The organism is Marivita sp. (assembly GCF_051251565.1).
GTDB lineage: Bacteria > Pseudomonadota > Alphaproteobacteria > Rhodobacterales > Rhodobacteraceae > Marivita.
On the sequence record NZ_JBPOFB010000015.1, the window covers coordinates 35,552 to 62,109 of the forward strand.

Below are 26,558 nucleotides of genomic sequence, written 5' to 3' on the forward strand. Positions count from 1 at the left end.
TTTGTCGTTGTTGTCCATAGGAGGGCCCCCGCCGCCCGCGTAGCGCGGATACGCGCGCAGCGGAGCGGGCGACGGGGAGGTACCTGTGGGCTACCGCGACATTTTCCGTGCCGCTTCGACCGTCTGCCCGACCTCCTGGGCCGCGTCTGTGACTGGCTCGCCCAGTTCGACGAGAAGCTGTGCGATGCGGGAAGCTATTCCTGAATGCCGTTCGATCTCTCGTGTCCAACCGCGGCAACGCGCATCTTCCGTCAGATTGAGTTCGAGGCGATGGCGCGCTCGCAGCCTCGGCGCATAAGATCGGGTGGTGACGAATTTGGCGCAGTTCAGATAGAGGTCGCATTCACAGGGACCTTCTTCCGGCAGCCGGAGACAATGGCCGAGTTCGAGCTCGGTCTTCAGGAAGTTGCACTTCAGCCAATCGACCGTGCTTTGCGGCAGTCGCTGATTGCGGATGATCTCTGCCGCGGGTCCGGCGATCGGCGCATCAGGTTTCAACACGGCCTGATAGTCCGCGAGCACCGCTTCATCGCTGACACGGATATAGACCATCGACATGTGCGGGCTTTGATGCCCAAGCACGTCCATGATCGTCTGCATCCGCGCACCGCCTTCGGCGAGTTCCGTGCCGACCGTATGGCGGAAGCGATGTGCCGAGATGAGATTCTGCCCTTTTCCATCGACCAAGCCGAGTCGGTGAGAGATGTCTTTGAGTGGATAATTGAACAGGTAGTCCGGCGAGATCGCGACGCCGCGGCGGTAGAAGAGCAACTTGACGTATTGGCCGGTTCTGGCATCCGGGACCGGGCGTTCGTCCGACTTTGCGCGCAGGTCGATGACCTTGCGAAGAGCTTCAGCAGCCTCAGGGTGAAGCGGCACGAGCCGTTCCCTGTAGGTCTTTCCCGCCGGAATGCGCAGCCGTGGCGTTCCGTCCGGATAGGCGTCCAGACAGTCGACGGGCAACCTTGCGATCTCTGTCCGACGGGCGCCGGACCATCGCGCGATCAGAATCGCGGCGCGCTGGAAATCGCAGGGAAGCTTGCGGACCTCTTCCATGAGCGGGCCAAGCTGTTCGGCGGGGATATACCGAGGCAAGCGTTGCGGAAGGCGGGGAAGATCGCGGGTGTTCAGAACTGGTCGCGTCGGGAAATCCGGCCATTCCCAGGCCGCCCCCTCGCTAAGGAATTGCGCGACATGAAGCGCACGGGATCTCTGAGCGGTAACCGACAATGGACGCTTGGTTCTGGCGCCGACTTGGCTCCTAAGATCGATCAGGAAGGCGGTCATTACCTCGGACGTGACATTGTTGAACTTCTCGATCGTTGGATCGTGGCGAACCAGGAAGTCGACAAAGCGGCGGAGCGACACGGCGCAGTGGTCGACCGTCACCCTGGAAAGGCTGGTGCGCTTGATCTCCAGCCAGCGCTCGATGAAGACACCCATATCTGGCCTCGGATAGATATAAGGCCTGCGCTTGTCGGCGGTCATTCGCGGTCGCGCGATGCCGTTGCCGAGGTGGTGCAGGACAAGCTGTGTCTGTCGGACATAGCGGTGCCAGAAATGGGCGGTCGTCTTGGCCTTCTGCGGGTCGTAGCCATGGAAGCGCTTCATCAGGGAAGACGCCGCATATGCAGAAATTGCATCGTTCAACACGTCAAGGTCGTCGGGGCTGATAAGCTCGGGCGAACGTATGCCGGAATGAAGCGCAATTCGGGAAACCACCCAGACGGACGACCCCTGTGGCGTCGTCTGGTGATACCCCATCGCTTTCTGGCGCTTGCGGAGATCCGGAATGCCTAGATCGATGCCCAGCTGATTTGCGAGTTGGGCGGAATACATGGGCGAAATCGACAGGAGGAACCCATAGTCGAGGCGGAGGCGGTCCGTGAAGGCGAGGTAGTAGAGATATTGCCGCGCCCAGAACGAGGCGGGGTGTTCAGGTGTGAAGGCCGACGTTCCGTGAAGTCGGCCGAGCCGAACCTCAAGCGGTTGTTCGCACCAAAAAGCGAGATCGGGAAAAGCGGCGACGAACTCTCGACGTTGAGCGATGTACCGGTTCTTCATATTGCGGGTCATGTCGAGGCTGAGGATGAATGTGCGGTATTCCTCCTCCCCGCTATGCGACGGCGCGATGTCGGTCGGAAACGTCATCAGGGCATCCGGCAAGGGGGCCGTCATGGCTTCAGCCCCATTGCACGGCTGTACTCGGCGAGCACAGTGGCGTCGGACACGCGAGTATAGATGCGCGTCGATTCCGGTGATGCATGCCCGAGCCGGCGCTGCAGGGTCAGCTCTCGCATGCCAGCTTCCCACATGCGGGTGGCGTGGGTATGTCGCAGCGCATGCGGTGTGACGCCGGGCGATTTGACCCCGGCTCGTTCCGCCGCTCGCGCGAAGGCTTTTGCCAACGCGGCATAGGACAAGGGCTCAGACCGCCTCGTGCCGTTTCCTCCGACGAGAAAGATGAACGGCGTCTCTGTCTCGCGGGGACGGTCACGCATGACATAGGCGCTGATGGTATCCAGGGCCTGCCCGTCATGGAGGTCGACGACACGCTCGACGCGCGACTTTCCGCGTGCGCCTTTCGGGTGGTCAGCGCGACATCGAACGGTCACGCGCCGCCGCCCATAGGCGATATCCTCGAGATGCAGACTGAGCGCTTCGCCTGGCCTGAGCCCACCGTGCAGCATCAGCAGCACAAGGGCGCGATCGCGTAGGTTGGTCAGCTCGGCGAGTAGACGTTCGATTTGGTCGTCGCTCAACGGGCGAGGCAGGCGGTGAACGCTGCGGACACGGATCACGCGCACACTCGCTGAGCGACGGGAAATGCCTTCAAAGAACGGTCTGTGCCGATCAGTGACCGCAGGCTTGTTGATACTCTTGCTGACCCGCATCGGGTTCGGCGGGGTCAGCGTCCCTGCGATGATCGCCCAGTCGCAGAAAGACGACATTGCCGCCAGCGCTCGATTGACCGTTGCCGGTGACAGCCGATCCGGGCCAGCCGCGGTTGCGGACCGGCCGGGGCGCATATCGATCCGGTCATGCAGGTAAGCGATCAGATTGACGGCGTTCGAAATGTTGAAGCCCTGCCACTCGAGCCCTCGGGCTTCGAAGAACTCCCACACGCGCCGCAGGTCGTAGGCATAGGAGCGAATGGTGTTCGGGGATGAGCCCCGAGCGTCAAGATAACGGAGGAAATCGTGAATCGGTTCGATGGAATTACCAGCATCGTCGCGGACAAAATAGCGAGGGACAGTCCCCTCTGGAGTTCTGGTGACTTGCATAATCGGTCCTCGGAAAAAGGTGAAAGCTTCAGCCTTGGAGGTGAAATCGCAAGTGTCCAGATAATCGACCAAAGCAAGGAGATCACCGCCGATTTTCGGCATCGTGCGCTCCGCCACCACGCCGAGGGCATATTCATGGCCGAGACGATTTTCGGGCCAACTCTCACGCTCTCGACCGGGCGCATCATTCCGACCCGCTGGGTGGGCGAGCAGCATGTCAAGGAGGACCTCGGCTTCATCCCGAGCTTTGCAGACTGGGTAAAGGCCATCCGGCCCGAACCCTGGATGGGCCGGTCCGGGCGGATCGAGGCGCAGGTCGATCCGCATCTCGCCTCGCCCGTGGCCGAGGTCAGTTGACATGACTGATCCCGCATACTTGCGCCTCGGTCTGCCGCCGACGGCATCGCCCCAGACAGTTCTGCGCGCGGCGGTCCGGGCGCTGCACCCCGACACGCGCGCCGTGCGCTGCTTCCGGACCGCGCGCAAGCGCTTCTACCGGCAGATGCTCTGCGCGCATGCCGCGCGGCAGGCATCGGGCGACAATCCCACCGGCTGATCGCTTCCAACCAACCCTTCATCCCAATCCAGCGCCCGGCCCCAAGGTCCGGGTTTCTCAATCTCAGGAGGTCCCCATGGCGGATTACTTCACCCATTTCTCATGCCTGATCGACGTCGGCAGCCCCGACAAGGCCGCCCGGGCCCTTGCCCTGTTCCAGAGCTTGCGCGAAGCCGATCAGGACGCCGATGACCCTGAGGTCGCAGGCTTCGACCTCGTGCACCAGGATGCGCCTGAGGGCAGCACCCTCTGGATCCATGACGACGAGCACGGCGATGTCGAGGCGGTTATCCGCTTCGTGCTACGCCTGGCAGAAGACCTCGACCTCACCGGCCTCTGGGGGTTCCAGTATGGTCTGACCTGTTCCCGGCCTCGCCTCGACGCCTTCGGCGGCGGCGCGCATATCATCGACCTCGGCGCGCGGAAATCCGTCGGCTGGACGAGCAGCCATGAATGGCTGGCCGCCGCGCTGAACGGGGAGGACGTCGATGCCTGAGGTCATCTGCACCACCGTCTACCAGTTCCCCGAGCTTTCAGATGCAGCCAAGGAAAAGGCGCGCAGCTGGTATCGCGAGCTTGGGCCTCACGACGATTGGTGGGACACGGTCTACGAAGATTTCGAGCGTATCTGCGATATTCTCGGCGTCCGGCTCAAAACCACGCCCGTGCGCCTGATGGGCGGCGGGACGCGGGCCAAACCCTGCATCTGGTTCTCAGGATTCTGGAGCCAAGGGGATGGGGCTTGCTTCGAAGGTTATCTCAGCCACACCAAGGGCGTCGCTGCACGCATCCGTGACTACGCCCCGACCGACGCGACGCTGCATGGCATCGCCGACCGCCTGCAGGCCATCCAGCGGCGGAATTTCTACCAGCTCGCTGCCGAGGTCAGCCACCGCGGCCGCTACTACCACGAATACTGCATGTCCGTGGACGTCACCCGCGATAGCCCGACCTGGCAGCCGCCCAGCGAGGATGCCGAAGAGATTGTGACCGAGGCGCTGCGCGATCTCGCCCGCTGGCTCGACCGCCAGCTTGAGGCTGAATACGACCACCTGACCTCGGACGAGTCCGTTGAGGACGGCATCATCGCCAATGAATACACCTTCACCGAAGCAGGGCGGCGGTTCGGATGACACAGGGGAGGGCGCAACCCATCTCTTGCAGAATATCCAGAATGTATGTATATTCTGCACAAATGGAGACCTCGATCATGCATGATCTTCCCGAGTTCAAGGCGGCCGACCTGACGCGGCACACAAGTGACCTGTTTGACGCGGCCATTCGGTCGCCGATCGCGATCACCAAACATCGCAAGCCGAAATTCGTGCTGATGAGCATGGATCAGTATCAACAGCTCGCGCGCGGCGCCACGCAGCAAGCGCACATGCTCGACGAGATGCCCGAGGATCTCAAGGCGCTGATGATAGAAGGGCTCGAGCGGGACTTGACGCGGGCTGATGACTAAGCTGAGTGCTGGAGAGGTTTTCCGCTATCCGTTCTTGTGGAAACGCGAACAGATGGCCGGTGAGACCGAGGGCCCATCGGCACGTTCAGTTCCGTCTTCACATCCAAAATCCAGTCCAGCCTGATCGCGCTTGCCAGGTCGGGCGGGGCATCGATTGTTGATCGGCTGAAGTAGTCTCAATCACCGCAGGGGCTACCCAGCTTCATTTGTTCCCATCGATCCATTTTGACATCAGCCCCTTGTCGCGGAAACACTCATCCGGGACGGCGCGGCGTTTGATCCGGGCGAGACGCTCGGCGAAGGCGACCTGCTTCGATGTCGGGCGGCTGTCCTGCGGGCCCGGCTTCAGCTTGGCCTGTGCGTCGATCCAGGCGCTCAAGGAGCGCCGATCTTGCTGAACCTCCCACGGCAGAAGCGTCTGGTTGCGCAGGGCCAGCGCGCGCGCATAGGCGATCTGCTTGGGCGTCGCGGGCAGGGCGTAAGTGGTGCTTTCCATCGGGGATCTCCCTTCTTAGCGTGGTTCTTAAAATAGAACATAACAGGAACAAAAGCAAGCCGCTTGCGCAGATCATGGGGTTTGAGAGGAAGAGGAGGGCCGGGGGAGGTCAGGCCTGAGGGTGCCCGAAAGAGGGCGTCCGGGCCTGATCCTGTCCCTCATTCCGGAGTTTCCCGATGACCCATCTCGCCCATTTTGCGACCGAGCGCGCACTTGCGTCTGTTGCCCCCATCCCCTCCCCCGATACGGCTGCGATCTTGAGCGTCGCCGAAGCGCTGCAGCCCGATCTGGCGCAGGGGTTCCAGATCGACGCGCTGCGCCTGCGCGTTGAGATGGAGCGCGTCTTTGGCGGCTCTGATGCGACCGGCGCTTGGGACTGGAAACTGGCCTATGAAGCGGGCGAGGTGGCGCTGGTTCTGTTCCTGCGGAAGTTCGGCCGTGCGCTGTTGGCACGTGCCGGTTCGCCCGGCGCGTTGTTGCCGATTCTTGCAAAGGTGTCCGGCCTCTTGCCGACCCATACGCGGCGATCCGAGGAGATGGAGCGGTTCCAGCAATTCTCGACACCGCTGCCCATGGGGCTGGCGGCGCTGGCTGCGGCACAGATCACACCACGCAACCTGGTCCTCGAACCGTCGGCCGGGACAGGCCTTCTGGCGATCCTCGCAGAAATCGCGGGCGGCAGTCTCGCGCTGAACGAGCTTGCCGACATCCGCGCCGATCTTCTGCGCCGCCTGTTTCCGGGTCGACCGGTCACGGGCTTTGACGCCGCCCAGATCGACGATCATCTCGACGCGGACCTGCGCCCGAGCGTCATCCTGATGAACCCGCCGTTCTCGGTCGTGGCCAATGTCGATACCCGCACCACCGAGGCGACAGCCCGGCATCTGCGCTCCGCGCTTGCGCGTCTGGCTCCCGGCGGACGGCTGGTTGCCATCACGGGAGCGAGTTTCGCGCCCGACGCCCCTGCCTGGGCGGAAACCTTCGCCCGCCTGACCGAGACCGCGCATCTGGTTTTTACAGGTGCCGTGTCGGGTGCGGCCTTCGCCAAGCACGGCACCAGCTTTGAAACCCGCCTCTCGGTCTTCGACAAATGCCGCGGTGGCGAGGCGGGCGGCATCACAGCCGATCTGACGCGCCCGATTTCGCCGGATGTCGCCAGCCTGCTCTCGCTGATCACTGCCCACGTCCCTCCGCGCCTCGTGCTGGCGCAGGTCGCACCAGCCGGGCTGGGCCTTACTCCCCCCTTCCCGGGAAATCCTGCCCGCACCACGCGCACAGGCATCAGCTCGTCGCGCGCCACGCCTGCAACAGCCCCCACCAACACCGCGGTGCAGATCGAGGCCGCAGACCTCGCCTATACCCTGCGCGATGCAACCGAGGACGGGGCCAGCACTCGCCTGTCGGATGCCATTTATGAGACCTTCCGCCTGCAGGCGATCGACATCCCCGGAGCGGAACCGCACCCGACCAAGCTGGTGCAATCGGCCGCCATGGCCTCGGTTGCGCCCCCGAAACCGACCTATCGCCCCAAGCTTCCCCCCGCCGTGCTGCGCAACGGTCTGCTCTCCGATGCGCAAATCGAGACTGTGATCTACGCGGGCGAGGCGCATGGCGCGTATCTTGCCGGGTCCTGGTGCGTGGATGAGACCGGCGATATGGTGTCTGCCGCCAAGGACGATGATCCCGACGCCATCCGCTTCCGCCGCGGCTTCTTCCTTGGCGACGGCACCGGGGCGGGCAAGGGCCGCCAGTCGGCTGGGATCTTGCTCGACAACTGCTGCCAAGGCCGCCGCAAGGCGCTCTGGATCTCGAAGAGCGACAAGCTGCTTGAGGACGCGCAGCGCGATTGGTCGGCGCTCGGCCAGGAGCGGCTGTTGGTGACGCCACTGTCGCGCTTTGCACAAGGCCGCGACATCCCGCTCTCCGACGGCATTCTGTTCACCACCTATGCCACGCTGCGCTCCGAGGAGCGGGGCGCAAAAAAGTCCCGCGTCGATCAGATCGTCGACTGGCTGGGGGCCGACTTCGACGGGGTGATCCTGTTCGACGAAAGCCATGCCATGGCGAATGCCGCAGGAAGCAAGGGCGAGCGCGGCGATGTCACGGCTTCGCAACAGGGCAGGGCCGGCCTGCGTCTGCAGCACAAGCTGCCCAATGCCCGCGTGGTCTATGTTTCGGCCACCGGCGCAACCTCGGTCCATAACCTCGCCTATGCGCAGCGCCTAGGTCTTTGGGGCGGCGAGGACTTTCCGTTCGCGACGCGCGCGGAATTCGTCGAGGCCATTGAGGCCGGTGGCGTTGCTGCGATGGAGGTCCTCGCCCGCGACCTGCGGTCCCTTGGCCTCTACACGGCGCGCTCGCTGTCCTATGACGGCGTCGAATACGAGATGCTGGTTCATGCCCTCAGCCCGGAGCAGCGCGGCATCTACGATGCCTATGCCGGGGCCTTCGCCATCATCCACAACAACCTCACCGCCGCGATGGAAGCCGCTAACATCACTGGCCCGGCCAGTTCGACAGGCTCCCGCGGCACACTGAACCGTCAGGCCAAGTCGGCCGCGCGCTCGGCGTTCGAGTCTGCCAAGCAGCGCTTCTTTGGCCATCTGCTCACCTCGATGAAAACCCCCACCCTGATCGCCGCCATCGACGCTGATCTCACCGCAGGCCATGCGGCTGTCATCCAGATCGTCTCGACAGGTGAGGCGCTGATGGAGCGCCGCCTGTCGGAGATCCCGACCGAGGAGTGGAACGACATCCGCGTCGACATCACGCCGCGCGAGTATGTCTTGGACTACCTCGCCCATTCCTTCCCGGTGCAGCTTTATGAGCCCTTCACCGACAGCGAGGGCAACCTCTCCTCGCGGCCTGTCACGCGCGATGGCCAGCCAGTGGAATGTCGCGAAGCTGCGCGCAGGCGCGACGCGCTGATCGAGCATCTGGCCTCGCTGCCGCCGGTGCCCGGCGCGCTGGACCAGATCGTCCAGCGCTTCGGCACGGTTCTGGTGGCCGAGGTCACGGGCCGTTCGCGCCGCATCGTGCGCAAGGGCGAGGGCCCTGCCGCACGCCTCGTTGTGGAAAGCCGGGCGGGGTCTGCCAATCTTGCGGAGACCGCCGCCTTCATGGATGACCAGAAGCGCATCCTGATCTTCTCGGACGCGGGCGGCACTGGGCGCAGTTATCACGCTGATCTCGGAGCGAAGAACCAGCGCCTGCGGGTGCATTACCTGCTGGAACCCGGCTGGAAGGCAGACGCCGCCATCCAGGGATTGGGCCGCACCAACCGGACCAATCAGGCGCAGCCGCCGCTGTTCCGACCCGTCGCCACGGATGTGAAGGCGGAGAAGCGCTTCCTGTCGACCATCGCGCGCCGTCTCGATACACTCGGGGCGATCACGCGTGGCCAACGCCAGACCGGCGGGCAGGGGCTGTTCCGCCCTGAGGACAATCTGGAGTCTCCCTATGCCCGCGACGCTCTGCGCCAGCTTTACCGCCGCCTCTATCGCGGTGATGTTGCGGGCTGTTCGCTCGGGGCGTTTGAGGATGCCACTTGCCTCAGCCTGACCGATGACAACGGTCTGAAGGACGACCTGCCGTCAATCACGACCTTCCTCAATCGCCTGCTGGCGCTGACGATTGACATGCAGGCGGTGCTCTTCTCGGCATTCGAGGAATTGCTTGATCAGCGCATCGAGGGTGCTATCGCTGCCGGGGTCTACGACCTCGGGCTCGAGACGCTGCGCGCTGAAAGCTTCTGCGTCACCGATGCGCGGGTGATCTACACCCATCCCGGCTCCGGCGCGGAAACCCAGCTGCTGAGTATCGCGCAAAAGCAGCGCAATACACCGCTGTCACTGGCGGACGCGCTCGACTGGCTCGACGACCTAAAGGCACGCCTGCTGGTCAACAGCCGCTCGGGCCGGGCCGCCGTGCAGGTGCCCGCCACCAGCCTGATGCTGGACGACGGCACCATCGAACCCCGCCTGCGGCTGATCCGCCCGACGGAGGCCAGCACGGTGCCGGCCAAAATCATGGACGACACACACTGGCTGGAAGCCGACCGCGCGGCCTTCGCCGCCGCATGGACCGCGGAACTGGCTGAGGTGCCGGAGTTCACGGAAACCACGCTGCACATCGTGGCGGGGCTGCTGCTGCCGATCTGGAAGCAGCTCCCCCAGGATGAAACCCGCGTCTACCGGCTACAAACCGACGATGGCCAGCGCATCATCGGTCGCCGCGTCTCGCCGTCTTGGGTCGCGGCCACGCTGGCCAGCGATGCGCCGACGCTAACTGCGGCGCAGGTCCATGCCCTTGTTCTGGAGGGCAAGACGGTCGTGCGCTTGGCCGAAGGGATGGAGCTGCACCGGTCCCGCGTCATGGGGGTGAACCGGATCGAGCTGTCGGGGTTCACGGAAGCGGCGAAGGACCGGCTCAAGGCCGATGGCTTGTTCTCGGAGATCATCAGCTGGAAGCTGCGCCTCTTCTGTCCGGCGGATGCGAGCGGGGTCAAAGTGCTGGACCGCCTGCTTGCACGTTGTCCCGTGACAGGACTACATGCGCGCGGAGGGTGCTGAGCCATGTATTCCGAGACTGAAGATGTGATCCGCGCACTCGCGGAGAATGCAGAGAGCGTATGTCGCGCCTACCTTCCCGCCGGACGGCGGGAGGGGTCCTATTGGATCGTGGGCGATCTGCAGAACAATCCTGGCCGGTCGCTCTTCGTGCGGCTGACCGAGCCTGCGTCAGGGCCGGGTGCGCGCGGAAAGTGGCAGGATGCGGCGGTCGGACTGCATGGTGATCTCCTCGACATCATCCGCGAGCGAACCGGGATCTCGCGCTTTCCCGATCTTCTGGCCGAGGCCCGAGCGCATCTTGGCCGTCCCCAGCCGGTCCTCCCGAATAGGTCAGTGCCGAAGAAGGCCAAAGCCCCCGGTGGCACGCCAGCGGCGGCGGCGCGATTGTTTGCAGCCTCGGTGCCGGTCGCAGGCACGCTTGCCGACACCTACCTCCGCTCCCGAGGCATCACCCAAGGCGGCATGACGAGTGCGCTGCGCTTCCATCCGAAGTGCTGGCATCGGGATGAGGGCCAGACCCGGAGCATCCCACGACCGGCGTTGATCGCGGCGGTCACCGATGGGGCAGGGGCCTTGCAGGGTGTGCATCGCACCTGGCTTGCGCACGACGGCGAGGGCAAGGCGGCGGTCAAAACGCAGCGGCGGGCTATGGGTCACCTCCTGGGCAATGCTGTCAGGCTGACCCAGCATGACGACATCCTCGTGATCGGCGAGGGCATCGAGACCATGCTGTCGCTCGTCGAAGCTGTGTCCGGCCTTCCCGTCTGGGCGGCGCTCTCCTCGGGTCACCTCGGGGCGGTCCTGCTGCCGGAGGGGGTACAGCGCCTCTACATCGCCATCGACCGCGATCCGGCCGGTAAGCGCGCGGCAGAGAGGTTGAGCGCCAGAGCCCTTGATGCCGGGATTGCCGTACGGGTGCTGGAACCACGGCTCGGGGATTTCAACGATGATCTCCGCGCGAACGGCAAGGAGGCGCTGCGCCTGCATCTGACAGGGCAGATCGGGCTTGAGGATCGCCAACGCCTGTTGGGCTGAGCCGCATCGCGCAGAGGGTGGTCAGGGGCTGAGGGGGTAGGGGTCCTGCAGTCCTGTCGTGGGTGTGGATCAACACCTTTGCCTCTTTCCGGGTAAATCTCATCCACCCGACACCCGAGCGGCCTTCAAGAGATGGGCAGGCGGCCGTCAAAGGGGACGCCCCATCAAGGGCGGCAGGCAAGCTATTTCCGCCGCGGGGGACGAGCCCCCGCTTTGCATCGCGAAACAAATAGCTTGCCTGCCGCCTTCCTCCACATGCGTTCCGGCCCCGAAGGCGGGGTGAAGGGGCGTCCCCCGTGACGGCTTTCGCAGCCCATGAAGGCCGCGCGGGTTGTCGCGCGGACGAGACAGGCCCGGAGGCAAGAAACCGATGACGATCCACACCCACGACGACGCGTATGAACCCGCCCACACCGCATCCCAGACCGCCCACGCGCTCGACGAGTTGCAGCTTTATGGCTTCCGTCCTTTTGATGAGCCCGATCCGCGCCCGATGCCCGATGGGCAGCGCCTTGCGGTCGCCGTCGCCGACATCTTCGATGCCCTCGTGGCGAGCCTTGAAGACACCCGCATGGAACCCGACGTTGAGGAGCTGCTCTGGGGTCAGGTCAACCTCTTCCACCGCGCGACCTCCCGGATCGAGCGGTCGCTCGACGAAAACGAACAGGCGCAGCGCCGCCTTCAGCGCGAGCAGGACGGCTCGGAGGTGAAATCCACCGAACTCGAGCGCCTTACGGCCGAAGGCCTGACCCTCGTCGAACGGCGCAACTGCATGGACATGATGCGTGATCACGCCGCCACCGAGTTTGTCCATCACACGGGATCGACCTGGCGCCCCCGCACGGGCTCGATGGTGAACCGCCAGCACATGACGGCGGCGCTCATCGACAGCCGCGATTTCCTGGCCGCCAAGCGCCGCGCGGAAACCGAGGTGATGCTGCCCGCTGGCCCCAAGGTCGCCCTCACCGGTGGGACCGACTTCAACGATCACCGCCTGATCTGGGGCAAGCTCGATCAAGTCCGGACCAAATATCCCGATATGGTGCTTCTGCACGGTGGAAGCCCGAAGGGCGCGGAACTCATCGCCGCCAAATGGGCCGAGGCCCGGGGCGTGACGCAGGTGGCCTTCAAGCCCGACTGGACCAAGCATGCCAAAGCCGCCCCCTTCAAGCGCAACGACGCGATGCTGGAGGTGCTACCCGTGGGTGTTCTGGTGTTCCCCGGCACGGGTATCCAGGAGAACCTTGCCGACAAAGCCAAGAAGCTCGGCATCCCGGTCATGAAGTTCGAGAAGGGGGCGTGAGCCCCCTTTTCCCCTCGCGGGGAAATCAAGGTGGAAGCGCATGCTTCCACCTGATATTGTGGAAAAAAGCCTGCTGGACCACGATATGTCTCACTCTGTCGCTCAACTTGAGGTGTTCCCGACCGACCTGCAGATGCGGCGGATCGATCCAGCCTGCAACATGCGGCGGCTTTACCGCATGAGCATTCAGCCCGATCTCTTTGGGAGCGCCAGCTTGGTGCGCGAATGGGGCCGCATTGTCGCGCGCGGGCAGATGATGATTGAGCAGCATCCAGATGAAGGGCGCGCTGTCACCGCGCTGATGAAACTTGCGGCGATAAAGAAGCGGCGGGGATATGCATGATGCGCGGCCACGGTTCGAAAAGCGGGCAGACACAGGAAAACGAGGAGGAGATGGCACTCGACATCGATAAGATTGATGATGCGGCTCTCGCGATCCTTAGCCTGACGCTGCATTACGGCGATCAGGTCTGGAAGGGAGTCGATTGGGCCATCACTGACCTGCTCCATAACAAAGGTCTGATCGAGGATCCGAGGCGCAAGACGAAATCACTGACACTGATGCCCGAGGGCATTGAGCGCGCGCAGGCAGTACTGGCACGGGAGTTCACAAAGGTAGAATGATCGGGGGAGAGCAGGGCGAGCTGGCGATGCGACAATCGAGGCGCAATACTGGAAAAACTTGAAGTTTTTCATAGCTGCGACATGACTCGACCCAAGCGGGGGCAATGCGCAGAGAGAAGTGTTTGCAAATTTCGATGCATTTCCGACAGCGGACCTTCAGACCAAGCGCGGCAAATAGCAGGACTGAGCCCAACCTGACCGATGCTGCACACCGTTTGGATGTCGGCTTAACCTTCCAGTACTGGCCTTGCGGCCACCCGCACATCCCTGAGCGGGTGGCCGGTTTCTTGGATCACTCGCTACGAACGATCTCGCTGTAGTCGCCGCGCAATTGCAGGATCACTGTGATGTCAGCATCATCACGGTTTCGCCAGAACCAGCCGTGATCCCCCGCGAAGGGGGTCTGAAAACTGCCGTCACCAGATGTTTGGCCGCGACCTCTGTCGTAAGTCACTTCCTCACCATCTGCATGAGCGTGAAGATCGAAGTTGATCCGCCCTCCTGTAGCGACCCACGCGTAGTTCATTGTAGCCCCTTCCTCCATCGTGGCCTTGATCTCGGTGGATGCGCCGGGAGCGAGGGTAAATGTGATCTCGTCCTGCCAGGCTTCTTGCGCGTGTGCTGCCCCAACGAATAGGCCGAAGATATCATTCATCAGAGATGAGCTGTCATCGTTGCCATGAAGCGCTTCGTCCGCCGCCGCTTCTGCGGCAAGCTGCTGCTTGATTTTGCCCATTTCCGTAAGGCCAAGGATGCTCCCTACGCCTGTGGGGTCGGTGCCGTATTCGGCGGGCAGGTAGACCATAACGCCTATGGCGACTGCCGTCAGGCCTGCAATGATGGTGGACCGGCGTAGTTGGGCTGGGGTTGGCAGGTCTTCGATGTTGGGTTTCTGTGCGTTGTACATTGTTTTTTCCAATCTCTATGTGCTGGCGATGTAGCCTGCGATCTGCTGGTAGGTGAGCAGAAGGCCAAGGCCGACCATGATGATGTTCGCGACGGAAGCCTGACGCATGAAGTTGGGGCTGCGACGCCAGTACCCCATCACGATGAGGATCACGAAAAGCGCCAGAAGCTGACCCACCTCGACGCCGACGTTGAATGCCAGTAGGTTCGTGAGCAGCCCGTCTTCGGACAGTTGGTAATCCAGGATTTTTGACGCAAGACCGGTGCCGTGGAACAGCCCGAAGATCAGAGTTGCGGCCTTGGTGTTCGGTTGGAACCCAAACCATTTCTGATAGAGGCCAAGGTTGTCGAGGGCCTTGTAGACGACCGACAGACCGATGATGGCATCGATGATATACGCGTTGATGCCCCAGCCAAACCAGACGCCCGCAATCATGGTGACGGAGTGGCCGACGGCAAAAATGCTGACATAAATCGCCACGTCTTTCATATGGTAGAGGAAGAAGACGACGCCGAGCAGGAACAGGATATGGTCATATCCCGTGATCATGTGCTTTGCGCCCAGATAGATGAACGAGATGATATGCACCCCGAATATCTCTTGGATATAGCCTGCGTCGCCGGGTGTCACGGCATGGGCGTAAGCCGAGGTCGCGAAAGCGATCAGCATCAGCACGATAGTGGTAAAGAGGATCAGGGTCTGCCGCAAAGCATGCGACGGGTGCCCTGACCGATAGGATCGGTTGGGTATCATTTTGATTTTCCGTTTATTGAGTTTGATGGAGGAAAGCACCGAATAGGCGCGACATCACACTCGTGGCGGTCGATCTAAATCGTGAACGCTGCGGTCGGACGCTGCAATTTCAATCAGAGACCAAGTGGTACTTGAAGGCGCAACGAGGCCCAAGCCGCGTCTGGGAGATAGATAAGCGGTGTTGTGGTCGTGGTCGGCCATCTCGTGTGCATGGCCTTGGAAAATATGCAGAATATCCACGATATCATCATGGGAATGGCCATGGTCTTCGATCTCGGCCTGATGCTCGGCCAGGAGTTCTGCGATCTCGGCAAATTCATGCAGCTCGCTCTGCGCATAAGACGACAGCATGATCCCGACCGCCAAAGCGATGGTCATTGCATAGCGCAGGACTGAGTTCACCTGTCGTTTCATGTGCCCATTTCTGCAGGTCTTGGCCCGCTTGCTCTATCCCCCCAGGGGGGATACCGTCTGTTTATGACAAAACACACGCCCCATGCAACCCACCCCGATATTATCAAGCGGCTGAAACGTGCCAACGGCCATCTTCTCAGCGTGATCGAGATGATCGAGGCGGAGCGCCCGTGCACCGACATCGCGCAGCAACTCCATGCTGTCGAGAAGGCCATCACGCAGGCCAAGCGCACCCTGATTCAGGATCATATCGACCATTGCCTTGATGCTGCAATGGCCGGTGCGGGCAGCGATGGAGCGCCTGCAACAGCAGAGTTCAAGGCGATCACCAAGTACCTATGAGGAAGGCCCATGCTCTCTGTCCTGGCTGATCGCACTTACCGGCATCTCTTCCTTGCACAGATCGTGGCCCTGCTTGGGACAGGTCTTGCAACAATCGCTCTGGGGCTTTTGGCCTATGATCTGTCAGGCGAACGCGCCGGGCTGGTGCTGGGCACGATCTTCACCATCAAAATGGTGGCGTATGTCGGAATTGCGCCCATCGCTGGGGCCTTCGCCAATCGGTGGCCGCGCCGCACGATGCTGGTCAGCCTCGACTTGGTGCGCGCCGCTGTGGCGCTGTGCCTGCCATTCGTAACCGAGGTTTGGCAGGCCTACATCCTGATCTTCGTGCTGCAATCCGCATCTGCCGCGTTCACGCCGACGTTTCAGGCGACCATCCCCGACATCCTGCCAGAGGAAGACCGGTATACTCGGGCTCTGTCGCTCTCACGGCTGGCCTACGACCTTGAGAACATCATCAGCCCGATGTTAGCCGCAATCCTGCTGACCTTCGTGAGCTATCATGCGTTGTTCTTCGGCACCGTGATCGGATTCGTTGGCTCGGCTTTTCTGGTCGTGTCGGTTCTGCTGCCCAGCCCGCAACCAACCGCACATCGGGGCATCTATGATCGCACCACGCGCGGGATGCGGATATACCTCGCCACACCGCGCCTGCGCGGGCTGTTGTCGCTCAACCTCGCAGCGGCAGCAGCGGGTTCTATGGTGTTGGTCAACACCGTGGTGCTGGTCCGCGCCGATCTGGGGCTTGGGGATGCGCAAGTCGCCATTGCTATTGGTGCATTCGGTGGCGGGTCAATGCTGGCCGCCCTTTTGCTTCCCCGACTTCTGGACAACTTCCTCGACCGCCCGGTGATGATCGGCGGTGCGGCAGTGCTGGTTATCTCGCTGCTCAGTCTGTCGCTGATCTCACTGATCTACGACACGCAGTGGCTCCCACTGCTTGCGGGATGGTTCGTTATCGGGATCGGCTATTCTGTCGTGCTGACCCCATCAGGGCGGCTACTCAAACGATCCGCACACGCTGAAGACAGACCCGCCGTCTACGCTGCTCAGTTTGCTTTATCACACTCCTGCTGGCTAGTGACATACCCGCTTGCAGGCTGGCTGATTACCATCACGGGACCCACAACGGTCTTTGCATTCTTGGCATTGCTCGCAGCCATTGGGATAATTTGTGGGGTCTTACTTTGGGCGCGTGACGATACTGGAACTTTCGAACATGTTCATGATGATCTTCCAGAAGATCACCCGCATGTTCGCGGTGGCCGATCACACAGCCACCCAATTGTTATTGATGATTATCATCAGCATTGGCCGAGCATACGATAAGCACACCGTAGCCTTTGATAGAGATATGGATCAGCTTTAGCGATGTGGTCGAAGCGGTCACTCGCTAATGAGTCGAAACACCTTTTGCGATAGCGATATGGTGTGCTCTGTGGTGGTCCCCCGTCGCCATCAGACCAAAAAAACCAAGTGACCTTATCTGAGAGACATCGCCGTCTTCGGGGTCGGTCACGGTCCAAGTGATCGATCGTTCGTTGGAAACGACTATCGATGACCAACCGGTTTCACTCGCAAGGACGGGACCATGCGCGGGGACCATGCGGGATGCGGCTCCCCCCGGACGGCCCGACCGCGATATTGTCATTCGAAGGCCATTCGGTATCTCTTCTGTTTCAACGCTCGCGCCCAGAATTAGCTGGGTCATGTCGACCAAGTGAACGCGCAAGGCGTCGATATCAACGCGCTCCCAATCGGTGTCCGGGTCTTGCGTCAAAATTTTCACGATCTCGCTAATTGCGGCAAAAGAGGCATCGCCCGGTTCCGTTGGCATGGTCGTGGTCGAATGCATGCTTCCATGATTTTGATGATCACTGTGCTGGGCTGACGTCGTACTCGCCGTCGCAAGCGTCCAAGTCAGGATAAGGCAAGGGAGGTAAAGAACTTTCATAGGAGTTTCCTTTTTGGCTGGGATGATAGGTAGCATCGAGCGCTCTATGCAAATATGATCATGGTCATGTCGCACCTCGATTTCTTTGCTGAGCTGAACCACAATTGCGCACCGGCCAAAGCAAGGCGGGTGATGCTGAACGCGGGTGAAGTCATGTTTCGCCAAGGAGAAACGAGCCCGGGTTTCATGAAGGTGCATGAAGGCCGGATTGATCTGGTCAGGTGGTCCGAGACAGGGCGTTCGATACGCATTCACGCGGCAGGGCAGGGCGAAACCTTCGCTGAAGCATCCCTTTTTGCTGAATCCTGCCATTGTGACGCTGTGGCATCTACACCTGCCGCGATCGATATATTGCCACGGAAGGCGGTTCTGGATGCTTTGGCGACGTCACCTGACCTCGCACAACGATTTGCTGCCTATTTGTCAAAGTCGCTGATGCAGTCCCGACGATTGCTCGAACTGAGGGCAACGAAGCCTTTGACCGAGGGCATTATCGCGAGGCTCATTGAAGTGGTGGATGAGAACGATGATTTGCCCGAAGACGTTCCGCTTCTTTCATTGGCGCAGGATTTGGATGTGACGGCACCCGCACTTTACAGGGCGCTCGCCAGACTTGAGAAACAAGGGCGGGTGATCAGGCCGGCGCGCGGACGTGTGCGCCTCGTCTCATAGCGGCTTATTCCTGTAATACGAACCTGGCGGTCAACGCATGTCAATTGCTTTGGCTGTCCTGCGCGGTGACTTGCACTTGGTGGTCGCGCTCGCGATCGGGCCATTGGGTTTTGATCCATGCCAGCACGTCTCGAAGCTCATCTTCTGAGTACATTTCGCCAAAACCAGGCATGTTGCTTTCATATCCATTTCCGACCACGGCTGCAGTGCCCAAAGCGGTGATTTGAAGCAGCAATCGATCTGGATGGTGCCATGTGTGGCCGGTTTCGTCATGCGGCGGTGCGGGTAGACGTCCATCTGGTCCCGGGGATTTCCAATTCGGTTGCCCTTCTAGATTTGCGCCATGACATGAAGCACATGCCTCCGCATAGACCGCTTCACCGCGCGCAAGGTTCGGCAGATAGTCTTCACCGGTGACAAAAGTCTTCGGACCTGCGTCAAAGAAAAAGAATGCGGCCACACCCACCAACACAACTACAATCCCGGTTGAGACGACCAGCTTCACAATTTGATACCCCGCAGTCTCAGCGAGTTACCGATTACGGATACCGACGACAGGCTCATTGCCGCCGCAGCAATCATGGGTGACAGAAGCACGCCAAAAACCGGGAAGAGGATGCCCGCTGCAATCGGGACGCCCGCCGTGTTGTAGATGAAAGCGAAAAACAGGTTCTGGCGGATATTGCGCATCGTGGCTTGCGCCAGAACCCGCGCACGCACGATGCCGCCGAGGTCGCCCTTCAGCAGGGTGACGCCAGCGCTCTCCACCGCAACATCCGCGCCAGTGCCCATTGCGATGCCGACATCCGCCGCCGCAAGGGCGGGCGCGTCATTCACGCCGTCGCCAGCCATAGCGACCGAATATCCCTTCGCTTTCAGTTCCGCGATCAGATCCGCCTTGTCTTCGGGCGAGACCTCGGCACGCACTTCATCGATCGAGAGGTCTCGGGCGACGGCGTCTGCGGTGCCTTGACTGTCTCCTGTCGCCATGATGATCTTGAGACCGGCTGCATGCAGATCACGAATGGCCGCAGGTGTCGTGTCTTTGATCCGGTCGGCAACTGCGACAATCCCGGCAAGTTTAGCGTCTGCAGTCAGGAGCATGGCGGTTTTTCCGCTGTTCTGGAACGCGGCCAGTTGATCTTTGACAGCAGAAATGTCGACGCCGAGGCCTTGCATCAGTGCCGTGTTGCCAAGGGTGACTTCGGTTTCGTCAATTCTGCCGCGGACACCTTTGCCAGTGACCGCACTGAAATCCGCTAGGTCCAGCTTCCCGGCCCCGCGCTCCCCGGCACCTTTCAGGATAGCCTCGGCAAGAGGGTGCTCTGAGCCGCGTTCAAGAGCTGCCGCATACCCCAACACCTCTTCCTCTGTCTTATCGCCCAAGGCGACAACATCCGTCAGAGTCGGCCTTCCTTCCGTCAACGTGCCTGTCTTGTCGAGCACGAGAACATCCACCTTTGCAAATCGTTCCAGCGCCTCTGCGTCTCGGATCAGGACACCTGCCTGAGCGCCCCGTCCAGTTGCCACCATAATCGACATCGGTGTGGCTAGCCCGAGGGCACAGGGGCAAGCGATGATCAGAACGCTGACGGCAGCCACAACCGCATAGCCGAGTGCTGGTGTTGGGCCGATGACCATCCAGACAACGAAAGCCAGCACTGCAATACCGATGACGATCGGCACGAAGTAGCCTGCCACCCGGTCTGCCATCGCCTGGATTGGCGCGCGCGAACGCTGAGCACTCGCAACCATTGCAACGATCCTTGAAAGTACCGTATCGCTGCCCACGGCCTCCGCTGTCATCACGAACGAACCGGTCTTGTTGAGAGTGCCGCCCGTGACCGCGTCTCCCGCAGCCTTCTCGACCGGGACAGGTTCCCCGGTGAGCATGCTTTCATCTACTGATGATCGGCCTTCGTATACAATTCCATCCACGGGCACAGCTTCACCGGGCCGCACCCGTAGCTTGTCGCCTTTGACCACGTCATCAAGTGCTACATCTTCGTCGCCAGCATCCGTCACGCGTCGCGCCGTCTTGGGAGCCAAATCCATGAGTGCGCGGATCGCGTCACCGGTCCGTTCTCTGGCCGTCAGCTCCATCACCTGCCCGACCAAGACAAGGATAAGGATCACGGCCGCAGCCTCGAAGTAGAGTGGCGGACCGTGATCGCCCAATAGACTGGCAGGGAAAATACCCGGTGCGAGGAGAGAAACGAGGCTGAAGGCATAGGCGGCAGCCGTGCCAATCGCGATCAGCGTCCACATGTTGAGATTGCCGGTCACGATCGACGACCAGCCACGCTTGAAGAATGGGAGCGCGATCCAGAGGACAACCGGTGAAGCGAGCAGGAACTGAAGCCAGCGGACGGTTTCAGCGCCGAACCACCCAGCCCACGGAATGCCAATCATCCCGCCCATTTCAAGCGCGAGGACGGCCAGCGCCAATGGTCCTCCGATCCAGAGCCTGCGTCGAAAGTCGACCAATTCGGGGTTTGGTCCTGCATCAGCTGTGGGCATCATCGGCTCGAGTGCCATGCCGCATATCGGACAGTCACCCGGGCCTTCCTGAACGATCTGAGGGTCCATCGGGCAGGTATACATGGTGCCTTCCGGCATCGGCTCACTCTCGGCACGATCCCCCAGATAGTCGTTGGGAGCTTCATCGAACTTGTGCTGGCAGTGTTCCGAGCAGAAATAGAAACGATCACCCGCATGTTTTGACAGAAACTGCGCTGTCGCCCGCGTGACGGTCATCCCACAAACGGGATCGGTCGCCTCGATATACGCCTCGGGATCTTTGACGAACTTGTCCCTGCATCCGTCGTGGCAGAAATGATAGACATGCCCATCATGCTCCAGACGCGGTTTGTCCGCGTCGACTGTCATTCCGCATACGGGATCGCGCGTGATGATTTTCTCGGCGAGTGCTGTCTCCGACATACTCAGATCCTCCATGGGCTCAACATAGTCCTTCCAGTAACTGGAAGGTCAAGGCCGCCTCATCGCCCATCTATTTCCGGCGTCGCGGGCGGTCCTCCCTGAAGGTCAGCGATCAAGGCATTCATTTCCGCAATCTCGAGGCGTTGCGCTTCAATGATGTCTTGGGCAAGCCGCTGCACCCGTGGGTCAGAGATTTCCGCGCGCTCACTGGTCAAGATAGCAATGGAGTGGTGCGGAATCATCGCCCGCATCCAAGAGACATCCTGAACGGTTGTTTGTGATCGCAGCAAGAAGAGCGAGACGGCAAAGACAACCACGCTCGATCCGATGATGGCGTAGTTGAACGCTTTCTTTTTATACATGCCCCACATGAAAAGCAGCATTATGACTGCCATCACCGCACCCATATAGAGCGCCATATAGGCCCGGGTTTCACTGAACTGGATGTGTCCCAACGTGTATGTATTCAGATACATCAACCCGAACATCACGACCGTCGATGTGACAATCATTGCAATAAATCGCGAGTAACTCATTGTCATTCTCCAAATTGCAGCCTTTGAAAACAAACAACATTCCTACGGTGGAAGGTTCCAAACAAAAAAGGAAATCGATGACAAGTTGGATACGGCAGACCTTGAAAGCGTTTCGTGTGAACGATCAATCAGCTTTTATTTGCAAGGCCTTGGCGTTTGCAGATCTTCGCTGATCAGCCCGTTCACGCTGATCTGACTTGCATTTCGGTCGTGAACACTGGATGACCTCTGCATGACATGGCTGAATGAAAGATTCGGGATCGGGTCGGTTTTGCGACCGATGGGGCTTTTGCTCCTGATCTTGGTGTTCGTTTTTCAGCTCATATCGCCTTCTGCACATGCCGCTGCCTCTATGTTCGATAGTCAGGCGCACCACCAAGTCATGTCGGGTGCAGAGAGTGACTGTCCGATGCACTTGGCAAAGATGGCGAACACTGCCGAAACCGCCCAAGAAAATGGTGTGTCACAGGAGAAGTGTGCGCACTGCGTGCTTTCAACGTGCTGCTTTCACATGACGTTCCCGTCATCGGAAATCCTCGCTGCGGGCATGCTTTTGCCCGATGCCACATTGCTGGATTGCGGCAGGCTTATGACTTCCAGCGTCAGCTCCTCAAAAGATCGACCCCCAAGAAACCTCTGATTGATTTCCGAACCGTGGCCGCATCCTGCGACTGCGCGACTGCAATTGATTAGAAACAGTTCCGTTGTCGGAACTGGGGTCGAGGCAACAATGCGTGGACGATATTCAGCCCTGAGCATTCTGGCGCTTGCCGCCGGGGTTGCTGGTGGCATCTATCTGGAAAGACTGTACTTCAATCCATCGGACATGGCCGGATCGACGGGGCCAGAAATCCTTTATTGGGTTGCTCCGATGGATGCCAATTTCCGCCAACCGGGTCCTGGTAAATCCCCCATGGGAATGGACTTGGTGCCGGTTTTTGCGGGTGAGGAGCCCTCTGGCGATCCGTCCGAGGTGACGCTGTCAGCAGCCGAGATCAATGCGATCGGTGTCCGCACCGCGATTGCGCAGACCGCCGAGATTTCGCAGCGGATCGAGACGGTGGGTTTTGTGGGCTATGACGAACACCTGACAAGCCATGTGCACACCCGCGTCGAGGGCTGGATCGAGGCGTTGAACGTCCGCGCCGTCGGAGATCCGGTGCGAACAGGTGACATCCTTTTTGAAATGTTCTCGCCCCAGATCGGCTCCGCCAGCAGTGATCTTGTGCGCGCGGTTGAGGATGCCGACACCCGCATACTCGAGGCGGCGCGCAGTAGTTTGCGGAGCCTTGGCATGTCGGACGACCAGATCGCCCGGATCGAGGCAGAAGGTGTGCTTGCGCGTAACATTGAGGTTTTGGCCCCACAGGACGGGGTGGTCATCTCCCTCGAGGCAGCAGACGGGATGTTCCTGCAACCTGGTGTTCGCGCCGTCTCTTTGACCGACCTCAGTGCCGTCTGGCTGATCGTGGATGTGTTCGAGCGTGACATCGCGCGCATGACAGATGACATGCGCGCGGTCGCTCGGTTTGAACACTTGCACGGACGCACCTTCGAGGGCGTAGTCGATTACATCTATCCTGAACTTGATCCCGAGACGCGTACCCTGCCAGTGCGCCTGCGCTTTGATAATTCCGAGGGGCTGCTCAGGCCCAACATGTTTGGAAATGTCAGCCTGATCCCCAACCAGACACGCATGGCGCTGACAGTCCCGACCGAGGCGATCATTCGCACGGGCGCTGCCGAACGCGTCATTCTGAAAACCGGGGAGGGCACGTTCAAGCCGCGCCTGATCACAACGGGTCTGCGGGACAATTTCGGCGGGGGCGGGCGGACGGAAGTCGTGCAAGGTCTGGCACCCGGCGAGGAAGTCGTCGCCTCCGCTCAGTTTCTGATCGACAGCGAGAGCGCCTTGAGCGCCGGTCTGATGCGCATGGCGCCGACGGACGAGGCCCCGGCGCGCGGGACGGGTGAGTTGATTGCGCTCGATATCGAAAACCGCAGCGCCACGATCAGACATGCAGCACTGGACGCGCTGGATTGGCCTGCGCTGACATCGCATTTTCCGCTGCGCGCCGACATTCAGCTGGGCCGGTTGAAACCGGGTTTGCAGGTGGCGTTCCGTGCGGCACGCGGCGCGGACGGGTTGCTCAGCCTCATCGAGCTTGGCAGCGACGATGGCATTGCCGCGACAGGCACAGGAACTGTCATGGCCGTCACGGCGGATGGCAAACTGACACTATCTCATGATCCGATCCCGGAATTGGGGTGGCCTTCAATGCAGATGGACATGCCAGTCGCAGGGTTCGACGTGGCAGACGTGCCGCTCGATCAGCCCGTCGAATTTGATTTGTCCAAAGGGGAGGATGGGCTCTTCACAATCGTCGCCGTGCGAGGCGACGGGATGATGAGCGACGACGAGATGAGCACGCCCGAACCGATGAGTGCGGCGACAGAAGACGCTGCAGCCCCGCCAATTGTTGTGTCCGGGACCATCGAGAGCGTTGCTCCAGAGACCCGCATGGCCACCATCGCGCACGGACCAATTGTCGAGATCGGGATGCCCGGCATGACCATGGGCTTCGCCTTGGACGAGGCGCTTGATCCTGCCGCGTTGATCACGGGGCAGGAGATGACCCTGACCTTCGCCCGCCCGGATGGTATGACAATGGTCCTTGCTTCAGCCGAACCCATTGCCCCACCGATGGAAGTGCCTGGCACCATCAATGCCGTCGATGCCGCGGCGGGTGTGGCAAACATCACCCACGGCCCGATGATGGAGATCGGGATGCCGGGGATGACGATGGATTTCGCCATTGATCCGTCAGTTGATGTGTCGCGCCTGCCGGAGGGAGACGAGGTCACGCTGTTGCTCAAGCGCAACGCGGACTTCTCATTGACGCTGATCGGCGTGGCTTCGTCCCCCGAGGTAATCCAATGATCCCGGCCATCATTCGCGCCTCGATCGCGAACCGCGTGATCATTCTGGCTCTCGCGGTGATGATGGCCGTTGCAGGTATCTGGGCAATTCGGGAAACCCCCGTAGACGCGATTCCTGACCTGTCGGATGTACAGGTGATCGTCAAAACGCCCTATCCCGGTCAAGCGCCGCAGGTGGTCGAGGACCAGATCACCTATCCCATTGCAACCGCCATGCTTGCCGTGCCGGGGGCCAGTGACGTTCGCGGGTTTTCGTTCTTCGGCGACAGCTATGTCTATGTGGTTTTCGAGGATGGCACTGATCTTTACTGGGCGCGCACGCGGGTGCTGGAATATCTTGGCCAGATCGCCGCCGATCTGCCCGAAGGTGTCTCGCCCCAGCTTGGACCAGACGCGACCGGCGTTGGTTGGATCTACCAATATGCGCTCATTGACCGCACCGGCGGCCATGATTTGGCCGAGTTGCGCACGCTTCAGGACTGGTTCCTGAAGTACGAGCTGCAAACCGTCGATGGGGTATCTGAAGTGGCAACCATTGGTGGCATGGTCAAGCAATACCAAGTCGTCGTCGATCCCAACAAGTTGCGCGCCTATGATGTAACGCTTGCCCAGATCCGCAACGCTATTCAGGGCGCGAACCGCGAGACAGGCGGTAGCGTGATCGAGATGGGCGAGGCTGAATTCATGGTTCGCTCCACGGGCTACGTCGATGAACTGGCGGACCTGGCCAAAGCACCGCTGATGGTGAATGCGCGCGGTGCAGCAATCACTTTGGCCGATGTCGCCGACATCCGCCTTGGCCCGGAGATGCGACGGGGTGTGGGCGAGTTCAACGGCGAGGGTGATGCCGTTGGCGGCGTGGTGATCCTGCGCTGGGGCGGCAATGCGCTGGCCACGATCAAGGCCGTGGAAACCCGCATCGAAGAGCTGCGATCCAGCCTGCCCAAAGGTGTGGAGATCGTCACCACCTACAACCGCGCGGGCGTGATCGAGCGCGCGATCGAGAACCTGCAAAAGAAACTGACCGAAGAATTCATCGTCGTCATTCTGGTCTGTGCCGCCTTTCTTTTACACATCCGGTCGTCGCTGGTGATCCTGCTATCGCTTCCGCTTGGCATCTTCGCGGCCTTCATCATCATGAAGCTGCAAGGCGTGAACGCCAACATCATGAGCCTCGGCGGCATCGCCATTGCCATCGGGGCAATGGTGGACGCCGCAATCGTCATGATCGAGGCGATGCATCGGCGGATTGAGCAAGAAAAGCTGACCAACCAAAACCGCTGGCGCATTGTCACGGAATGCTGCGAGGAAGTGGGCCCCGCACTTTTCTTCTCTTTGGCCATCATTACGGTCAGCTTTCTGCCGGTGTTCGTTCTCGAAAGTCAGGAGGGGCGGCTGTTCAAGCCGCTTGCCTTTACCAAGACCTACGCGATGGCTGCGGCGGCGATCCTGTCTATCACATTGGTCCCTGTGCTGATGGGGTATTTCATACGGGGCCGTATCATCCCAGAAAGAAAGAACCCGCTGAACCGGATCGTGATCTGGATTTACCGCCCGTTTTTGGACGCCGCTGTGGCGTGGCCATGGGCCACGACGGTGCTGGCGGGCGCACTTGTCGCCTCGATGATGTGGCCGCTTCAGCGTATCGGAACCGAATTCATGCCCGAACTGAACGAGGGCGATTTCCTCTATATGCCATCGCTCTATCCCGGTGTGTCTATTGGCAAGGCGCGCGAGGTCTTGCAACAGACCGACCGCCTGAT

Annotated in this window: 26 protein-coding genes; 16 read left to right on the forward strand and 10 right to left on the reverse strand. The window is 60.9% G+C overall.

Features of this window, described 5'->3' with window-relative positions:
- Positions 1–90: 90 nt before the first annotated feature.
- A complete protein-coding gene (locus tag ACSHXH_RS15635; RefSeq protein ID WP_435672721.1) occupies positions 91–2,178 on the reverse strand; it encodes a tyrosine-type recombinase/integrase in 2,088 nt (695 codons plus the stop codon).
- On the reverse strand, positions 2,175–3,386 hold the full coding sequence (locus tag ACSHXH_RS15640; RefSeq protein WP_435672722.1) for a tyrosine-type recombinase/integrase: 1,212 nt from the start codon (positions 3,384–3,386) through the stop codon (positions 2,175–2,177). The genes ACSHXH_RS15635 and ACSHXH_RS15640 overlap by 4 nt, the downstream gene beginning before the upstream one ends.
- On the opposite strand from ACSHXH_RS15640, the gene ACSHXH_RS15645 reads away from it, so the two are divergent.
- From ACSHXH_RS15645 to ACSHXH_RS15665, 5 genes are all read left to right on the forward strand, one after another.
- The gene (locus tag ACSHXH_RS15645; RefSeq protein WP_435672723.1) at positions 3,279–3,641 is read left to right on the forward strand and encodes a DUF6915 family protein; all 363 of its coding nucleotides are present in this window, start codon (positions 3,279–3,281) and stop codon (positions 3,639–3,641) included. The genes ACSHXH_RS15640 and ACSHXH_RS15645 overlap by 108 nt on opposite strands.
- Position 3,642: 1 nt before the next feature.
- Complete coding sequence (locus tag ACSHXH_RS15650) at positions 3,643–3,840, forward strand: hypothetical protein (protein ID WP_435672724.1); 198 nt, start codon at positions 3,643–3,645, stop codon at positions 3,838–3,840.
- A 76-nt stretch (positions 3,841–3,916) separates the two neighbouring features.
- Positions 3,917–4,336, forward strand: a complete 420-nt coding sequence (locus ACSHXH_RS15655) for a hypothetical protein (RefSeq protein ID WP_435672725.1) — start codon at positions 3,917–3,919, stop codon at positions 4,334–4,336.
- Positions 4,329–4,973 carry an antitoxin of toxin-antitoxin stability system gene (locus tag ACSHXH_RS15660; protein WP_435672726.1) on the forward strand — a complete coding sequence of 215 codons (645 nt, stop codon included), beginning with the start codon at positions 4,329–4,331 and terminating at the stop codon, positions 4,971–4,973. The genes ACSHXH_RS15655 and ACSHXH_RS15660 overlap by 8 nt, the downstream gene beginning before the upstream one ends.
- Positions 4,974–5,035: 62 nt before the next feature.
- Positions 5,036–5,305 (forward strand): type II toxin-antitoxin system prevent-host-death family antitoxin, encoded by a 270-nt coding sequence (locus tag ACSHXH_RS15665; protein ID WP_435672727.1) that lies wholly within the window; start codon positions 5,036–5,038, stop codon positions 5,303–5,305.
- 202 nt (positions 5,306–5,507) lie between these two features.
- Here ACSHXH_RS15665 and ACSHXH_RS15670 read toward each other — a convergent pair whose 3' ends face one another.
- Complete coding sequence (locus tag ACSHXH_RS15670) at positions 5,508–5,801, reverse strand: hypothetical protein (RefSeq protein ID WP_054540740.1); 294 nt, start codon at positions 5,799–5,801, stop codon at positions 5,508–5,510.
- 176 nt (positions 5,802–5,977) lie between these two features.
- Here ACSHXH_RS15670 and ACSHXH_RS15675 point away from each other — a divergent pair, with 176 nt between their 5' ends.
- The 5 genes from ACSHXH_RS15675 to ACSHXH_RS15695 all read left to right on the forward strand — a co-directional run bounded on the left by ACSHXH_RS15675 (position 5,978) and on the right by ACSHXH_RS15695 (position 13,334).
- Positions 5,978–10,372: a strawberry notch-like NTP hydrolase domain-containing protein gene (locus ACSHXH_RS15675; RefSeq protein WP_435672728.1), complete on the forward strand. Its 4,395-nt coding sequence runs from the start codon at positions 5,978–5,980 to the stop codon at positions 10,370–10,372.
- A 3-nt stretch (positions 10,373–10,375) separates the two neighbouring features.
- Positions 10,376–11,407 carry a DUF7146 domain-containing protein gene (locus tag ACSHXH_RS15680; RefSeq protein WP_435672729.1) on the forward strand — a complete coding sequence of 344 codons (1,032 nt, stop codon included), beginning with the start codon at positions 10,376–10,378 and terminating at the stop codon, positions 11,405–11,407.
- Between the two features lie 370 nt (positions 11,408–11,777).
- Positions 11,778–12,710, forward strand: a complete 933-nt coding sequence (locus tag ACSHXH_RS15685; protein WP_435672730.1) for a DUF2493 domain-containing protein — start codon at positions 11,778–11,780, stop codon at positions 12,708–12,710.
- Positions 12,711–12,795: 85 nt separating this feature from the next.
- Entirely contained in the window at positions 12,796–13,053 is a 258-nt protein-coding gene (locus ACSHXH_RS15690; RefSeq protein WP_435672746.1) for a WGR domain-containing protein, read from the forward strand.
- The gene (locus ACSHXH_RS15695) at positions 13,050–13,334 is read left to right on the forward strand and encodes a DUF6429 family protein (RefSeq protein ID WP_435672731.1); all 285 of its coding nucleotides are present in this window, start codon (positions 13,050–13,052) and stop codon (positions 13,332–13,334) included. The genes ACSHXH_RS15690 and ACSHXH_RS15695 overlap by 4 nt, the downstream gene beginning before the upstream one ends.
- Positions 13,335–13,626: 292 nt before the next feature.
- On the opposite strand, the gene ACSHXH_RS15700 is transcribed toward ACSHXH_RS15695, so the two are convergent.
- The 3 genes from ACSHXH_RS15700 to ACSHXH_RS15710 all read right to left on the reverse strand — a co-directional run bounded on the left by ACSHXH_RS15700 (position 13,627) and on the right by ACSHXH_RS15710 (position 15,408).
- Positions 13,627–14,241 (reverse strand): transmembrane anchor protein, encoded by a 615-nt coding sequence (locus tag ACSHXH_RS15700; RefSeq protein ID WP_435672732.1) that lies wholly within the window; start codon positions 14,239–14,241, stop codon positions 13,627–13,629.
- Between the two features lie 15 nt (positions 14,242–14,256).
- Entirely contained in the window at positions 14,257–14,910 is a 654-nt protein-coding gene (locus tag ACSHXH_RS15705) for a HupE/UreJ family protein (RefSeq protein ID WP_435672747.1), read from the reverse strand.
- A 138-nt stretch (positions 14,911–15,048) separates the two neighbouring features.
- Positions 15,049–15,408, reverse strand: a complete 360-nt coding sequence (locus ACSHXH_RS15710) for a hypothetical protein (protein ID WP_435672733.1) — start codon at positions 15,406–15,408, stop codon at positions 15,049–15,051.
- Between the two features lie 63 nt (positions 15,409–15,471).
- Here ACSHXH_RS15710 and ACSHXH_RS15715 point away from each other — a divergent pair, with 63 nt between their 5' ends.
- Together ACSHXH_RS15715 and ACSHXH_RS15720 are read left to right on the forward strand one after the other, a co-directional pair.
- Entirely contained in the window at positions 15,472–15,750 is a 279-nt protein-coding gene (locus tag ACSHXH_RS15715) for a metal-sensing transcriptional repressor (protein WP_435672734.1), read from the forward strand.
- Positions 15,751–15,759: 9 nt separating this feature from the next.
- The gene (locus ACSHXH_RS15720; protein ID WP_435672735.1) at positions 15,760–17,079 is read left to right on the forward strand and encodes an MFS transporter; all 1,320 of its coding nucleotides are present in this window, start codon (positions 15,760–15,762) and stop codon (positions 17,077–17,079) included.
- Between the two features lie 64 nt (positions 17,080–17,143).
- On the opposite strand, the gene ACSHXH_RS15725 is transcribed toward ACSHXH_RS15720, so the two are convergent.
- Positions 17,144–17,704, reverse strand: a complete 561-nt coding sequence (locus ACSHXH_RS15725; RefSeq protein WP_435672736.1) for a hypothetical protein — start codon at positions 17,702–17,704, stop codon at positions 17,144–17,146.
- A gap of 54 nt (positions 17,705–17,758) precedes the next feature.
- Between ACSHXH_RS15725 and ACSHXH_RS15730 the strand changes: the two genes are divergently transcribed.
- Positions 17,759–18,376, forward strand: a complete 618-nt coding sequence (locus tag ACSHXH_RS15730; RefSeq protein ID WP_435672737.1) for a Crp/Fnr family transcriptional regulator — start codon at positions 17,759–17,761, stop codon at positions 18,374–18,376.
- Positions 18,377–18,416: 40 nt separating this feature from the next.
- Here ACSHXH_RS15730 and ACSHXH_RS15735 read toward each other — a convergent pair whose 3' ends face one another.
- Genes ACSHXH_RS15735 through ACSHXH_RS15745 form a run of 3 tightly spaced genes read right to left on the reverse strand, consistent with a single transcriptional unit; the run spans position 18,417 to position 21,831 of the window.
- Positions 18,417–18,881 (reverse strand): c-type cytochrome, encoded by a 465-nt coding sequence (locus ACSHXH_RS15735; protein ID WP_435672738.1) that lies wholly within the window; start codon positions 18,879–18,881, stop codon positions 18,417–18,419.
- Complete coding sequence (locus ACSHXH_RS15740; RefSeq protein WP_435672739.1) at positions 18,878–21,319, reverse strand: heavy metal translocating P-type ATPase; 2,442 nt, start codon at positions 21,317–21,319, stop codon at positions 18,878–18,880. Before ACSHXH_RS15740 ends, ACSHXH_RS15735 begins: the two co-directional genes overlap by 4 nt.
- A 59-nt stretch (positions 21,320–21,378) precedes the next feature.
- Positions 21,379–21,831: a DUF305 domain-containing protein gene (locus ACSHXH_RS15745; RefSeq protein ID WP_435672740.1), complete on the reverse strand. Its 453-nt coding sequence runs from the start codon at positions 21,829–21,831 to the stop codon at positions 21,379–21,381.
- Positions 21,832–22,087: 256 nt separating this feature from the next.
- On the opposite strand from ACSHXH_RS15745, the gene ACSHXH_RS15750 reads away from it, so the two are divergent.
- The 3 genes from ACSHXH_RS15750 to ACSHXH_RS15760 all read left to right on the forward strand — a co-directional run.
- On the forward strand, positions 22,088–22,495 hold the full coding sequence (locus tag ACSHXH_RS15750) for a hypothetical protein (protein WP_435672741.1): 408 nt from the start codon (positions 22,088–22,090) through the stop codon (positions 22,493–22,495).
- A 90-nt stretch (positions 22,496–22,585) separates the two neighbouring features.
- Positions 22,586–24,796: an efflux RND transporter periplasmic adaptor subunit gene (locus ACSHXH_RS15755; protein WP_435672742.1), complete on the forward strand. Its 2,211-nt coding sequence runs from the start codon at positions 22,586–22,588 to the stop codon at positions 24,794–24,796.
- The coding region (locus ACSHXH_RS15760) for an efflux RND transporter permease subunit (protein WP_435672743.1) at positions 24,793–26,558 on the forward strand (1,766 nt) is incomplete at its 3' end. The genes ACSHXH_RS15755 and ACSHXH_RS15760, both read left to right, overlap by 4 nt.

What these genes read in the sequence shown, in the direction of transcription:
- ACSHXH_RS15635 (WP_435672721.1), bottom strand. Translation starts at nt 2,178, where the DNA reads ATGACGGCCCCCTTGCCGGATGCCCTGATGACGTTTCCGACCGACATC.
- ACSHXH_RS15640 (WP_435672722.1), bottom strand. Translation starts at nt 3,386, where the DNA reads ATGCCGAAAATCGGCGGTGATCTCCTTGCTTTGGTCGATTATCTGGAC.
- ACSHXH_RS15650 (WP_435672724.1), top strand. Translation starts at nt 3,643, where the DNA reads ATGACTGATCCCGCATACTTGCGCCTCGGTCTGCCGCCGACGGCATCG.
- ACSHXH_RS15655 (WP_435672725.1), top strand. Translation starts at nt 3,917, where the DNA reads ATGGCGGATTACTTCACCCATTTCTCATGCCTGATCGACGTCGGCAGC.
- ACSHXH_RS15660 (WP_435672726.1), top strand. Translation starts at nt 4,329, where the DNA reads ATGCCTGAGGTCATCTGCACCACCGTCTACCAGTTCCCCGAGCTTTCA.
- ACSHXH_RS15665 (WP_435672727.1), top strand. Translation starts at nt 5,036, where the DNA reads ATGGAGACCTCGATCATGCATGATCTTCCCGAGTTCAAGGCGGCCGAC.
- ACSHXH_RS15670 (WP_054540740.1), bottom strand. Translation starts at nt 5,801, where the DNA reads ATGGAAAGCACCACTTACGCCCTGCCCGCGACGCCCAAGCAGATCGCC.
- ACSHXH_RS15675 (WP_435672728.1), top strand. Translation starts at nt 5,978, where the DNA reads ATGACCCATCTCGCCCATTTTGCGACCGAGCGCGCACTTGCGTCTGTT.
- ACSHXH_RS15680 (WP_435672729.1), top strand. Translation starts at nt 10,376, where the DNA reads ATGTATTCCGAGACTGAAGATGTGATCCGCGCACTCGCGGAGAATGCA.
- ACSHXH_RS15685 (WP_435672730.1), top strand. Translation starts at nt 11,778, where the DNA reads ATGACGATCCACACCCACGACGACGCGTATGAACCCGCCCACACCGCA.
- ACSHXH_RS15690 (WP_435672746.1), top strand. Translation starts at nt 12,796, where the DNA reads ATGTCTCACTCTGTCGCTCAACTTGAGGTGTTCCCGACCGACCTGCAG.
- ACSHXH_RS15695 (WP_435672731.1), top strand. Translation starts at nt 13,050, where the DNA reads ATGATGCGCGGCCACGGTTCGAAAAGCGGGCAGACACAGGAAAACGAG.
- ACSHXH_RS15700 (WP_435672732.1), bottom strand. Translation starts at nt 14,241, where the DNA reads ATGTACAACGCACAGAAACCCAACATCGAAGACCTGCCAACCCCAGCC.
- ACSHXH_RS15705 (WP_435672747.1), bottom strand. Translation starts at nt 14,910, where the DNA reads ATGCTGATCGCTTTCGCGACCTCGGCTTACGCCCATGCCGTGACACCC.
- ACSHXH_RS15710 (WP_435672733.1), bottom strand. Translation starts at nt 15,408, where the DNA reads ATGAAACGACAGGTGAACTCAGTCCTGCGCTATGCAATGACCATCGCT.
- ACSHXH_RS15715 (WP_435672734.1), top strand. Translation starts at nt 15,472, where the DNA reads ATGACAAAACACACGCCCCATGCAACCCACCCCGATATTATCAAGCGG.
- ACSHXH_RS15720 (WP_435672735.1), top strand. Translation starts at nt 15,760, where the DNA reads ATGCTCTCTGTCCTGGCTGATCGCACTTACCGGCATCTCTTCCTTGCA.
- ACSHXH_RS15725 (WP_435672736.1), bottom strand. Translation starts at nt 17,704, where the DNA reads ATGAAAGTTCTTTACCTCCCTTGCCTTATCCTGACTTGGACGCTTGCG.
- ACSHXH_RS15730 (WP_435672737.1), top strand. Translation starts at nt 17,759, where the DNA reads ATGATCATGGTCATGTCGCACCTCGATTTCTTTGCTGAGCTGAACCAC.
- ACSHXH_RS15740 (WP_435672739.1), bottom strand. Translation starts at nt 21,319, where the DNA reads ATGTCGGAGACAGCACTCGCCGAGAAAATCATCACGCGCGATCCCGTA.
- ACSHXH_RS15745 (WP_435672740.1), bottom strand. Translation starts at nt 21,831, where the DNA reads ATGATTGTCACATCGACGGTCGTGATGTTCGGGTTGATGTATCTGAAT.
- ACSHXH_RS15750 (WP_435672741.1), top strand. Translation starts at nt 22,088, where the DNA reads ATGACATGGCTGAATGAAAGATTCGGGATCGGGTCGGTTTTGCGACCG.
- ACSHXH_RS15755 (WP_435672742.1), top strand. Translation starts at nt 22,586, where the DNA reads ATGCGTGGACGATATTCAGCCCTGAGCATTCTGGCGCTTGCCGCCGGG.